We start from the raw sequence: 13,207 nt of genomic DNA on the forward strand, positions 1-13,207 counted from the left end.
TCAGCAGATTATGTCGAGTGATTTCTGCTAAAAACACCGCAGTCGGCAAGCCGTTGCCGCTGCGGACTCCGCATAATCATGCGCCCTGCATAATTGCGATTATGAGGAGCTCCTCATAATCGCAAGGGGCATACGGGTTTGGCGCTGGTGGTCCAAACAGTGCTGGGACGTGATCCGTACAGTGGGGCGATCCGCAAATCGTGGTGTTCCAGCATTCCAGAAGCCGGAGCGCCAAAACAGCTCAAGAGATCTTCCGTGACTTCAAGGGGCGCCAGCTGACCGTTGATGGCTACGCCAGATACGATGCGTTAAGTGATCCGAAGAAAACCAATTACCCTTGGGCGATGGCCTATTGCTGGACGCATTGGCGACGCCGCTTCGTCGAATATAGCCGCACGACACACTCCCCGATTTGTCTGGAAATGACCAATCGCATCGCGCAGCTTTATCGGATCGAGGCTGACATCCGTGGCAAAGCGCCGGACGTTCGGCGCGCCGTCAGGAAACAGCTTTCCAAGCCCATCGTGGCTGCACTGCGTCTTTGGCTGGAAGGGCAACGCGACCTGCTTTCTTCAAGCTCGGATCTGGCCCGCCATATCAGGTATGGCCTCAAACGATGGGTGAGCCTGACCCGGTTCCTTGATGATGGTTGCATCGAGATGGAAACAAATGCAACTCAGAAGGTAATTCGCCCGATTCCTCTTACAAGAAAGAATGCACTCTTTGCGGGAAACGACGACGGGGCGGTCACGTGGGCACGCGTGGCATCGCTGATCGGTACCTGCAAACTGAACGGCATCAACCCGCAGGCCTATCTGGAACACGTGCTGGACAAGATATTGAACGGACATATGCAGGACGACATCAAAATCCTGATGCCTTGGCACTTCAAGCCGAACGGGTCAAAGTACTCATGAGAAAGATGAAATATCTCGAGCGCAGCATCGAGGTGATCGCAGGGCAGGTCACGGCTCAGCAGATGATCATGGAGGGCGTCATCGTCGAAGCCCTCCGCAAGAACGCCATCGACGAAGCGCAAATCATGGCGCTGCTGACCCAGGGCATGGACGTCTTCGAGAACAACAAGAACATGACCAAGAGCGAGACCTTTGGCGCGCTCGGAACCCTGACCAGCGTTGCTGACACACTCAAACGCTTGAAAGACGCGAAGCTCATCGGCTGAGCGACAACGACAACCCAAGTGTTTTCAAGACACAACTCGGAGGGTGCTCAGCCGGCGCTTACGATCATGTCGACCAGTCAAGAACACAAGAGATCGTCTTGTTCCGTGGCGCGGGAGCGGTGCTTCATGGCGGCAACGCTGGTCAGGGTTTGTGAAGGAATCCTATGAAACCCTGCAGCACAACGCGAATACAATCACCGCTTTCTCACACAAATTCATACACTTGTAGGTTGTTCAAAGCCGACTAACTAGACGAAATTTTAAATTTGTGAGAGTCACGCAAAGCGACTCTTCTTTTAGTTGCATTGGCACTCTTGAAATTATAGCTTCAACGTTGGCCCGTCGTCGAAAGCGGTTATGTCTTTAGTAATTTCTAAGAACCTATCGACATCATTCATCTGCGGGTCAAACTCCCGCAGAGTCATATTTTGTTTGAATGCTGCGACTACCGCCTCATCCGACCGAATAATAGTTGGATGAACTTGTACTTTCAGCTCAGATTTTTCGAGTTTTCGTACAAAGAGATCGCGATACCTATTTGCGAGAACCGGATCCTGTTTCGAGAAACAAATCAGGTCAACTTCTGCTCGAAAGCCGCGACGAAATAAATCTGATATGTCCTTTTCTACCTCTTCGAAATCTTCGAAAATAATCTCGTCAAGATCTATCGGGATCAACAAAAGCTCTACATTATCCCACATCAAGTTATACAAAGTTGTACTGGCACCCTTCGTGTCAAATATTATCAAATCAGGATCGTCATAGACTTTTTTGAGATCATAATAAGACCATTCAACTTCTTTGTAACTATACCCTTTCGGCAATGAGTATCTTTTTATACTGTCTTCGTAGAAGGCTATATGTGTCTTTGAAATTGACATCGGCCTCTTGTTTAATTCCATCAACTCCCTTAAAAAGTTGAATTGCAGTATTTCCGCTTGACCAGTGCCAAAAGTATCTTCTATAATTGTTTTCATATATCACCTTTTTCTAACAATTAATTATTACTTATGATTCAAGCATTAATTATTTGTTAAATTTGGCAATTTTATTAATTTCTAGAATTATTTTTTACTGGCTGTATGAGATGCCTTCCCAATCAGAGTTAGAATACAGAGATACGTATTCTCCTCAGTCAATTTTTCCTGGCACACTTCCCTTAACGCAGGGCTAGGCCTGAAGACGCCACAACATAACTTGGCTTGAAAAGTGGGTTTCGCACGTCAAGAGCATAGTTACTTATGCATAGAGGTTTCGGCGATAATTGAAATTTTCTATACAATAAAAGATCTTTCATTGTAGAAAATTCCACATGCACAAAAAGGCAGTTTTCTTAACCCTATTGATTGCCTCAAAATGAACTAGGACTTAACATAATGCCATTTACCGCCCGCGACAGGCAATACAATGATAGCAAGAAATCGGCGTAGAGTTGGACTTCTTGATACAACACCCTACGCCGATCTATTTTTTTAATCACGCGGATTACGAACCTTGGCTTTGAGTGCTTGATCGAATTTCTTTGAAAGATCTTCTTTGCTATGTCCAGCTCGAATAAGCTTAATGTACTTCGCTGCGGTTGTTTTGCTGACACCAGCCATCTTAGCCACTCGAGCATAGCTGATCGTGCCCCCTTCCAAGGTGATCCCGTCCATAGCCTCTTTTACTTTCTCAAATACGTCCTCTGATCTCTTCAAGTGACTGTAGTAAGCACCTATTTGTAAACGCTGACTAAAATTATCATTTTTATTTATGAAACCTCGCGCGGCCCCAACCGAATACACATGTCGACTTGTAGGAAACCAGTTTTCATCACACTTCTCATGGACATATTTCGCGATTGATCTGGCAGTGGACCTAAGATTGCTTTCGTTTACTGGGCACGTAAACTTTGCATTTACATTTGTACATTCCTCATGAACCTTTTGAAAAAGTTCATCGTAGCTCTTACAAGATTTCTTTAATCTATAACCATAATGCCTTACATTTTCAAAGATCAGCCGACTAGCACCTTGCGAACCCTGGTTCTGCGGAACTTGGATTAAACTCCAATCTTTCGCCAATCTTGCCTTTCTATTCCGCCAGCTGAAGGGCTGCCCTTGTTTATAAAGATCTGAAAGCTTCAACAGTTCGTGGAGTTCAGCTAGAGTCCACTCCCTTCCTATAGTTCCCGCTGGCGCACCGAAGGCAAACGTTTCACAGTCCCATTCACGTGACATGGGGTTCTTCGTGACGAGTGGAGGGTGACTTAAATCGACGTAAGCACCTACTGCTTCAAGCTTCATAGCAATCGCGTCAGCCACTGCCTTCAACCATCTCAGTTTCTTTAGCGTTTTCGGATCAGACCTATTCTTTCTTATCGGGTACTTCAGGTTGAAGCGAATATGTGGACGGCGATACACCACATCCGAAGCACCGGGAGTGCTAAATTTCGTACCAACCATGCTTGTAGGGACAAGGCCCACCGGCAAAGCTTTCCGAATTTGAGTCATTGAGATATCAGAGTCTACATCTATGACGATTGCATTCACACGATACGGGGAATTGAATTGGATGTAAGGTTCATTCCAGCAATCTGATGAATGTTTCCACTCAATGCGCTTGGATGCAGATGCAACCATTACGTATCCGAATAGGCGTTGTGGCTGAACTATATTAATAAGGCCTTGCTCAAGTTGCGCATCTTTTATGACATCATGGGCTATACTACCCAAGGATAGCCTCGAGAGAAACGAGTTTGTGTTATCTGCGTGAAGCCCCGCACCACTCAATACCTCGCCTTGCGCATTAATGTTTTTTATGTTTTTACATTTCATTTCCATTTTCTACCTCTAATGAGGTAAATAAAAGTCACCCATGATTAAAAGTCAATAGCACTCTCAGAAAATTTGAGGGATCTATTAAAATAGTAATCCAATTACCTACAAACCTTGAGCTACAGCTAATCGTTATATTGATATGATCTGCGGCCCCATTCGCTTAGCCTTGATGGTACTTTTTAAGACAGGTCCGCGCACCATGAAAAATCCACAAGTCACATCGCGATTATGTAAAAGTTTTGTTTTTCAGGATGCAACGAAACTTACGTCGCATTCGACAATTACCCCCGAACTTCTATAATCATCCAGGATACATGGTTCATGGGACATGGGACATGGGACATGCCTCATCTAATAAGAAAAATTTTAATAGTACCCATGATGACTTCCTTCTTCACCCTCACGAGTCTTCCAAAATTCGACGACACAATGTGTAAACTTTCTCACCGCCGGTATGCTAACGGAAGCTGAATATATTGTCTGGCCTGACGGAGTTATGAAATCTATGATATAGACCCCAAAGAGAATTTTGATAGGTCAAGAGTGTCGGGGTGTCTGTAAAAAATCCGCGTCCCTTTAAAACCACCTTTCTCTCTCTTGGTTTTGCGTCGGAGTATTGTTTCTATGTAATTACCCCTGATAGGGCATTACGTACCATCTTCGACAAGCAGATAAACAGCAGCTCTTTCAGTATTGCTGGTCACCTAATGCTCGATGATTTCCTGGGGACATCGCATTATCAACTTTTCTTCTCCAACCGATTAAATTGCCTTTGATTGCATCCAATCGGCGCATGAGCGTTCGCGCTTAGAATAGAAGCCTAGGCCTTAGTTTGGTACGATCTCACACGCTGAGTTTTCAGTTCGGGCAAGCGCGGCTCAGCGTCTTTGCGCATACCTCTAGCTCGCCGTTAGCTTACAGTCTTTTTACCGGCGCGAAGCAGGACCTCAGGCTCAATTGTTGCAGAGCTGCGTGCGTGTCGTTGCCGACCAGAACCTCGCTCTGTTCTGGCGCTCAGTGGATGGCAAACCGGCGTTCGAAAACTTCCATGAAAATGTCGCGCACAAGTGATCCGTTAATCTCTGCATTCGCCGCAAACCACAATGGAATGATCTCGCGGTCATGCGTAGCGACAATGAAAGCAAAGCGGAAGGCATTGCCATTTCAGCACGCGAACTCAAAGCCATCGCTGCAGTGAGCGAGTGAGGCGCTGATGTAGCAAGCCCACCGACCAACGCAGGTTTAAGCGCTGCGTGATGAGTTTACCTTCGTGCCTTCGCTCAGGTGCGTGAGAGCCTGATCATTGGAGAAGCAAGTTGCTGCGCTGCATGATCTGGAAGACACGCTTTGTGATTGACCGCAGCAAGGCCTTCGAAGTGGAGTTGGTGCGTCGGAATGGCAATCATCCGGCGATATCCATATGTCGGTCGCTGCATATGCAGCGTATGCCTGGATGCTTGGCGGGACCATGCATGTTTCGCGTGATGGCGGGCACTGATTTCATCTGATCGTGGGCACTGATTTCACGCGAACGCGGGCACTGATTTCGCGGGATCGTGGGCAGACTTGGTCGACGTACTGAGACTACTTCCTCTCCTATTCACAGGGAGGAGCTGAATGCCGACAGGACGTCTAAACATGCGCCGGATTCGAGATGTATTGAGATTGAAGTTTGCCCAAGGGCTGAGTGAGCGGGCGATCGCCACGTCACTCGGGCTTGGGAAAGGAAGCGTTGGAACTTATGTGCGGCGCGCTCGGGAGGCAGGCTTGGGTTGGCCGCTGCCTGAGGGCCTGGATGATGACGGTCTGGAACTGCTTTTGTTTCCAGCATCACCTACGGTCCCGGATCCGAACCGTCCCGTTCCTGATTGGTCGATGATCGACAAGGAACTGCGCAAGCGCGGGGTCACCCGCATGCTACTTTGGCAGGAATACCGCGACCAGTATCCTGGCGGCTTCGGATACACCTGGTTGTCTAATCGCGCACCGCCTGTCAAGCCTGCAGGCAAAAGTCTTGCGGCGTCCCCCTTAACGGGCCGGACGCGACCCAGTTCCGATGCTTTCCATTCTCGATAAGGAACGCCATTTACCTTTTGCGTTGGGTGATCGCCATTTGTCGGGAGCAGGGTTGTCTACGCGGTCGCCATCCGGGCGCCGCATCATGGTTTTCGCAGGGAGGGTTCTTCCTGTGTTTTGCACGCAATCTCCGAAGAGTTGCTGCCAGTAGTACGGAATGAACCGACCTACGTCCCCGACAGGGGCGTCTCGCAGCGCTTCAAGTCAATGGCTGGCCGAGAGAGAATGGTAGTTTGCAGGGGCTCAGGGCGCGAATGCCCCACCGCCTTGCGCATCGAAGCTTTCTCCAGTTCTAAGCATGGTGTGCATGATGACCGCAAGCTTGCGGGCGACAGCGATAGCCGCCCGCTTGAAGCCAAGGCGTTCGCGCAGTTTCAATCCCCAATCCTTTAGGCGGCTCACATGCCGAGCACTGGTTCGCGTGAGTATGGCTGTTGCCGCTTCGTAAAGCAGCCCTCGCAGACGATTGTCGCCGCGCCGGGAGATATGCCCATCATAGTCGACTTCTCCGGACTGATAACGCCTTGGGGTAAGCCCTAGCCAGGCGCCGACGGAGCGCGCGTTGCGAAAGGCCTTCGGGTCCTCAATCGCGGCGACGAAGGAGGTCGAGGTCACCGTGCCGACACCGGGAATTGACATCAGCAGCCTTGCCGCCGAATTTTGCCGCGCTGCCGCGCGCAACTGTCGATCCAGCTCCGCCGCATGTTTGCGGGTGTCACGCCAGGCCTTCAGCAAGGGCAAGATGATCTCGGTCAGGTTGCTGTTCTCTTCCAGAAGCATCCGGACATTGTGGTCGAACACCCGGCCTGCGCCCTTTGGCACGATGAGACCGAAGGTCTTCATAATGCCCCTGATTTGATTACGGAGACCCGTCGAGATGTCCAAGAGTCGACTACGCGCCAATACCAGCGACCGGGTGAGCATGGCATTGAACGACTTGACCCGGACGGCTTTGTAAAAACCGGCCTCCGCAAGATGAGCGAGGCCATCGGCGTCGTTCGCATCAGTCTTGTTTAGGGTCTCTTTCAGGATTTTGTGGGCATGCCGTGCCTCGATGCAGACCGCCGGAATGCCTTCCGCTACTAACGCATGATAGAACCACGTCGAAAGAGAGCCAGTTTCGAAGACCACCCTTTTGGCACGCGGTGCATGATTGCGGATCAGTTGCGCAATAGTTTTAGGATCCGAGGCGCATTTTCCGCGCCAGACCCGCTTGCCATCCCGCCGTATCGAAATCGCGGTATCTTTCAATGACACGTCAAGGCCGATATATTCACACATGGCTGTTCTCCTGAGATGTTTGGGCCCGGCCATCAGTCGTGAGCCCGTACTTCCATCTTATTGGGGAACAGCCACCCGCCAACATCCTGGCTTCGTGATGGGGCGACTCGCTCCCGCGATTATTCCATGTTTTGCACACACTTTGACGCCTGGAAGGGACGCGTCCGCCCCAGCATGCGTCAGACACATGTTGGTGGCGAGAAAGTCTTCGTGGACTTCTCGGGGGATACGATAGAGATCGTCGATCCTGACACAGGCGAGGTCCGTACCGCCAAGCTGTTTGTCGCGGCCATGGGGGCATCAAGTTACACTTATGCAGAAGCCGTTGCCTCCGAAGGGCTGGAAGACTGGATCGGCGCACACACCCGTATGTTCAGCTATCTTGGTGGTGTGCCGAAGGCGGTGGTCCCGGACAACTTGAAGTCAGCTGTGATCAAGCCCGATCGTCATGATCCAGGTCTTAATCGAACCTATGCTGAGATGGCTGAGCACTACGGCACTGCGATCCTACCGGCGCGGCCCTACAAGCCAAAAGACAAAGCAAAAGCTGAGGTGGCGGTTCAGGTGTCACAACGTTGGATTGTCGCGCGCCTGCGGAACCGGCGGTTCTTCTCACTCGCCGAGTTGAACGCGGCAATCCGGCCCTTGCTGAATGACCTAAACACGCGGGTCATGCGCGACTACGGGGCCAGTCGTGCCGATCTGTTTGCCACGTTGGACCGTCCGAACCTGATGTCCCTCCCAGCGACCCCATATGTCTTCGCCCGCTGGAAACGGGCGCGTGTCGCGCCAGACTATCACATAGAGGCGGACGGCTGCTGGTACTCGGTCCCCTTCGGTCTGATCCGGCAACTCGTCGATCTGAGGCTGACCCAGACGACTTTAGAGGTCTTCCATCGCGGCAAGCGCGTGGCCAGCCATGCCCGCAATCCCGGGCGGCGCAGCCATATCACAGTGCCCGATCACATGCCGTCTTCTCACCGGCGCTACGCGGAATGGACACCTGCGCGCATCTTGGCCAGCGCTGAGAAACTGGGACCATCCGTTGCCGCGTTCTGCCAGATTGTCATGGAGAACCGTCCACACCCCGAGCAGGGGTTCCGGACCTGCCTCGGCGTGTTGGCATTGGCTAAAAGCTATGAGCCGGCACGCCTTGATGCGGCCTGTCAGCGTGGTGTCGCCATCAAGGCGCGTTCCGTGGCGTCTATCCGATCCATTCTGCAGACCGGCCTCGATCAGGCCTTTCTGGAGCCCGAAGCCGAAGAGCTTCCCCTGCAGCATCCCAACATCCGGGGTCAGAATTACTACCACTAAGAAAAGGAAAATCCCTTGCTGACACATCCCACATCTGAACGCCTTGAGGCTATGGGCTTCATCGGCATGGCAAAGGCGCTGGATGAACAGCGTCGCGCCAGTGACATGTTTGAAAATTTGAGCTTTGAAGAGCGCCTCGGTTTGCTCGTGGATCGCGAGGCAGCCGAACGCGATGCCAAGAAGCTTGCGACACGCTTGAGGTTTGCTTCTCTCCGCCAGGCCGCCTGCGTCGAAGACCTCGACATGCGCAGCCCGCGCGGCATCGACAAATCGGTCATGGCGCATCTCATCGACGGTGGCTGGATCGATCGGCATGAGAATTTGCTGATCACTGGGCCAACAGGCTTGGGCAAAAGTTGGATTGCCTGTGCGCTCGGTCACAAAGCTTGCCGAGACGATCGCCGCGTCATGTATCACCGTGTTCCTCGGCTCTTTCAGGCGCTGGTTATCGCCCGAGGTGATGGCCGCCATGCCCGCGTCCTGAAATCTATCGAACGCTCCGAGCTTCTGATCCTGGACGACTGGGGCCTGTCGGTGCTCAACGCCACCGAACGCCGTGATCTCCTCGAAATTCTTGAAGACCGACAGGGCCGCGGATCAACCATCGTGACAAGTCAGTTGCCGGTTGACCAGTGGCATGAGGCTATCGGCGATCCGACCCTGGCCGACGCCATTCTCGACCGCCTGGTGCACAATGCACACCGTCTCGCACTGACCGGAGACAGTATGCGAAGAAAACTTGGCGCTCTGAAAACGCTTGACCAAAACGGTCAGGACTGACCCTATGAAACCTGTCGACCAGTCTGCCCACGATCGTGAAATGGCTGCCCACGATGACGTGAAACGCGTGCCCGAGATCCCGCGAAATCACTGCCCAAGTTCCGCGAAATACGCAGACCAACGCGCCTCGCGCTTCATCATAGCCTCGACGCGGCTTTACGCTCCTTTTCAACCGGCTGTGCAAGTTGTAACAGAACACCCCCGATATCGTTGCCACCGTCTTCGTAATGAACCGTCCCGTCTGAGCGATTGCGCAAGAACGGCGTGGCTTCTTGACTGGCTCTTTCCTAACACTTCATATGGGATTTAGATTCCGAGTGTCTTTCGAACGAAGTGGCGTTCAAGCAACCGGATACGGGTTTCCATTTCACGAACGGTCTTATTGCCAAAGATGCCGTCGCCTTCTACCCATAGGATGCTTCCACCTTCGAGCGTGAGCTTGCGTCAAAGATACACCAGCTTGAGAGCCACGCCATCGTGCAAGGCAACAGTAGCGATGCTCTTACCGACATTCATGGTTTCCTCGATGACCAACGGCTTCTCGTCCGCAGACCAGCGCCGACAAGTGATGATTACACTCTCAGACCCAATTATGTCCTTTTGCCCTTCTAGACGAGCAAACGTGTCCGGTCGAAATGGGGGATAGTTTGCCCCGGGGCACACACCGCGGCGTCCACATTGGCGTTTTCAAGACAAGCCTGGATAGACGAAGAGAGACAAGAAGGGGTCCGGCGGGAAACAGTCACTGCACGTCCCTAGGCGGTATCGAGATCTTTGCTTGCCCTGTGGCGGCGGACTTATCGCGGATTAAGGTTGTATGAAGACGCCGATCAAAGCGTGTTCGGCCAGTTGGTTCCAGTACGCCCCACCACCGATCAGCACGCTGCAAAATCAGCACCGCAGCTATGGGGCCATCAAGTTAGGTTTGTCCAATGGACCGTGACTGACCGCCCACACAAGCACTACGCTTCCGAGGCTGCTTTGCGTGGCGGATCCGCAATAACGACCTTTCTGACAGTCGTCATGATCTAGATCGCGGGAACCATCATGGACATGCGGTGCGGTATGAACATGCTGTCGCTGAAGACCCGGCAAGGGCTTGAGTGCGATACTCTGTATATTTCTCGTTGGGGGGGCTTTGTTTGGGTTTGGCGTGCTGGTCGGTCGTGGTCACGCATATGGTGTGCTCATTAAGGTATTAGGCTAAGCCCCTTGATGACGTCAGCCCGCGGACAGGTCCCAATCAGCAGCACGCACCCACAGACGCCTTGATTCACACCGGGTACCCTGGTCGGTTTTTAAAGCCCTTGCGTCATCAACTTAACTCGCACCCACCTCCACTTGGTCTAACATACTACCGTCAGTTGCTGGTGATTGTAGCTTAGAAACCAGCTCGGGCGGATAACTCCTGCCGTTTCGGATCACAGCACATAAATACCATGCAATGTAGTTCGTATACAATCGCGACGACTTTCACTGGCTTGCGAGTAAGCATTCGGATCAGCCAGTTTGTATCAGCCTCCGCAGATCAATTCTGGCGGCATGGCAGCACACTGATCTTGACCATTGCGCGGAGGTCGAGCAGCCGTCCGAGATACAGATAACGAATTCTCCAGATCCACCTCAGCAGCTCTTTTCCCCAACTGCCATGAGCTTTCGGGGGCTGTCGTCAGGAACGCGATCCGTCCAACAGCCCAAGCGGAGCCTGAGCCAGTCAGCGTAATCACAACCGCAGCAGAAAGCTTTAATAGCTGGCGACGTAGCGGAGAAGGCTCTAGATGGCCCCGACCCCAGTCGCGGCATCCTTGCTAAGCGACGCGCGCGCATAAAGTCGCTTTGGCAGTCAGAGATCCGCGCCGACCCTGTAAGTTCACAGCAAGCTTGAGGCAGCGGCATAATGACAAGTGCGGCATATTGTTTCTAGGTTGAAGAAGATTTATTGACCTGCCACTGAACATTCATCCAGCGGCGATATGAGCCTGAAGGGTGTTTACGCCGATTGGCGCGTGTTGAGCAATCGCCCGTCGCGCGGAGCTTTCATCTCGCGCAGCGGGGCGGGCGATTGCGTGGTTTAAAGTTCGGGCATATTCGGCAGGCGTGCGGTAATCCAACGCGGAATGCGGGCGCTCTGTATTGTAATCGGCGGCCCATGCAGCGATCACCGCGCGGGTGTGTGCCAGATTGCGGAACATCGTCTCGTTCAATAGCTCGTCTCGCATGCGGCCATTGATGGGGAAGACGGCCCCGCTCCTGAGAAAGGACCGTATGCTGGTCCTACATTGCAAAAGGAGCTTTCCCATGACCCCAGCCGTTATTGGCCTTGATCTGGCCAAGAATGTTTTTCACGTCCACATCGCCGACGCGTCCGGTAGAACGCTCGATAGCAAGCGGCTTACACGTCGTGAGCTTTTGCCCTTTTTCGAGTCATTATCCTCTTGCCTGATCGGTATCGAGGCCTGTGCGACTGCCCACAACTGGGCGCGTCAACTGCAGGGGTTTGGTCATGACGTGCGCCTCATCCCACCCGGCTACGTTAAACCTTATGTGAGGCGCGGAGCAAAGAATGATGCTTCAGATGCCGCTGCCATCTGCGAAGCGGTGACACGACCGAATATGCGCTTTGTCCCGATTAAATCACGAGAGGACCAGGCCTTTCTAATGCTGCATAGGGCGCGGGGGCTTCTCGTTCGACAACGCACCATGGCCGCTTGTGCGTTCCGCTCGCATTTGGCTGAGTACGGCGTCATCGTCGCTCAAGGAAGACATCGGGTGGATACACTTATCATCAAGTTAGATGAGTTGAGGAAGGACCTTCCGGATGATGCGTGCTTTGCCCTGGACGCCCTCATCGGACAACTGGATGCGTTGAACCAGCAGATCGACAGCATTGATGCCCGGTTGGCAGAGATCCACAAGAACAACACAATCTGCCGTTTGCTGGCGACAGTGCCTGGCATCGGGCCGATTACCGCAACTGCGTTCGCGGCTACCATTCCTGACCCGTCGACATTCCGATCAGGACGCGAGTTTGCCGCCTGGCTTGGCTTGACACCCAGACAGAACTCATCTGGAGGGAAAAACAGGCTTGGCGGCATCACCAAACAAGGTGACCGGTATCTCCGCCATCTCCTAGTATTGGGGGCTCGAACTGTCGTGCGATATCCCAAGGCACGTTCCCGTGTGGATGGCCCATGGATCGAAGCATTGCTCGAGCGACGCAAACCAATGGTTGTTGCTGTGGCCGTTGCAAACAAGTTGGCTCGAGTCATCTGGGCCATGCTCACGACCGGGGAGGTATTCCGAACCGCATAACGCCATATCTAAAATCAACCCAGTTATAACGAGATGGCACAAGTGCAATGACAGCGTGATGGCAAATCGGCAGAGCTGAGGATCGAGAAAGCCCGGAGAGCTTTAAGCGCGCCTAAGCGCGTCCCGTTGATGAGGCCTCGATCCGCGGACACCATCAGGGCCAGCAGTCATGTTAGGGCTGCAAAAACAGGCCGAATACATGAACGCACCCGCCGAAGAAGATCACGATCAAAACACTTGCGCCCGCGGGGCCGTCTATACATAAAGCTTTCGACAAAGCCATTCTGCATCGGCTTTCCCGGCGCGATATAATGCCATTCGATGTGGTTCTCGGAGCACCACCGCAAGATAGCATTAGAAGTTAGTTCGGTCCCATTATCGCTGACAATCATCCCGGGCTTTCCCCGCCGATCGATGAGGGTCGTCAGTTCACGTGCCACGC

General features: G+C 52.6%; 6 protein-coding genes and 5 pseudogenes. 6 read left to right on the forward strand and 5 right to left on the reverse strand.

The window, feature by feature from the left end; translation table 11 throughout:
* Nucleotides 1–185: 185 nt before the first annotated feature.
* Nucleotides 186–917: pseudogene (gene tnpC / locus BM225_RS20800) on the forward strand (IS66 family transposase); the annotation flags it as partial.
* Entirely contained in the window at nt 914–1,183 is a 270-nt protein-coding gene (locus tag BM225_RS20805) for a hypothetical protein (protein WP_092465446.1), read from the forward strand. The pseudogene tnpC and the gene BM225_RS20805, both read left to right, overlap by 4 nt.
* Before the next feature lie 320 nt (nt 1,184–1,503).
* Here BM225_RS20805 and BM225_RS20810 read toward each other — a convergent pair whose 3' ends face one another.
* Together BM225_RS20810 and BM225_RS20815 are read right to left on the reverse strand one after the other, a co-directional pair.
* Nucleotides 1,504–2,160 (reverse strand): ParA family protein, encoded by a 657-nt coding sequence (locus tag BM225_RS20810; RefSeq protein WP_092465447.1) that lies wholly within the window; start codon nt 2,158–2,160, stop codon nt 1,504–1,506.
* A 495-nt stretch (nt 2,161–2,655) separates the two neighbouring features.
* Nucleotides 2,656–4,005, reverse strand: coding sequence for a replication initiation protein (locus BM225_RS20815; RefSeq protein WP_092465448.1), 1,350 nt, complete (start codon nt 4,003–4,005; stop codon nt 2,656–2,658).
* Between the two features lie 1,614 nt (nt 4,006–5,619).
* Between BM225_RS20815 and BM225_RS20820 the strand changes: the two are divergent.
* Nucleotides 5,620–6,069, forward strand: a pseudogene (locus BM225_RS20820) (sigma factor-like helix-turn-helix DNA-binding protein); the annotation flags it as partial.
* A 252-nt stretch (nt 6,070–6,321) separates the two neighbouring features.
* Here BM225_RS20820 and BM225_RS20825 read toward each other — a convergent pair.
* The gene (locus tag BM225_RS20825; protein WP_092465449.1) at nt 6,322–7,359 is read right to left on the reverse strand and encodes an IS110 family RNA-guided transposase; all 1,038 of its coding nucleotides are present in this window, start codon (nt 7,357–7,359) and stop codon (nt 6,322–6,324) included.
* A gap of 120 nt (nt 7,360–7,479) precedes the next feature.
* Between BM225_RS20825 and istA the strand changes: the two are divergent.
* Nucleotides 7,480–8,673, forward strand: a pseudogene (gene istA, locus BM225_RS20830) (IS21 family transposase); the annotation flags it as partial.
* Between the two features lie 15 nt (nt 8,674–8,688).
* Nucleotides 8,689–9,453 carry an IS21-like element helper ATPase IstB gene (istB, locus tag BM225_RS20835; protein WP_177218678.1) on the forward strand — a complete coding sequence of 255 codons (765 nt, stop codon included), beginning with the start codon at nt 8,689–8,691 and terminating at the stop codon, nt 9,451–9,453.
* A 1,958-nt stretch (nt 9,454–11,411) separates the two neighbouring features.
* Here istB and BM225_RS20840 read toward each other — a convergent pair.
* Nucleotides 11,412–11,693 (reverse strand): annotated as a pseudogene (locus BM225_RS20840) (integrase core domain-containing protein); the annotation flags it as partial.
* A 58-nt stretch (nt 11,694–11,751) separates the two neighbouring features.
* Here BM225_RS20840 and BM225_RS20845 point away from each other — a divergent pair.
* Nucleotides 11,752–12,765, forward strand: a complete 1,014-nt coding sequence (locus BM225_RS20845) for an IS110 family RNA-guided transposase (RefSeq protein ID WP_092465450.1) — start codon at nt 11,752–11,754, stop codon at nt 12,763–12,765.
* A 263-nt stretch (nt 12,766–13,028) separates the two neighbouring features.
* Here BM225_RS20845 and BM225_RS20850 read toward each other — a convergent pair.
* Nucleotides 13,029–13,207: pseudogene (locus tag BM225_RS20850) on the reverse strand (DDE-type integrase/transposase/recombinase); the annotation flags it as partial.

Origin of the sequence: Donghicola eburneus (assembly GCF_900115865.1) — a bacterium.
In the GTDB taxonomy this organism is placed as follows: domain Bacteria; phylum Pseudomonadota; class Alphaproteobacteria; order Rhodobacterales; family Rhodobacteraceae; genus Donghicola; species Donghicola eburneus.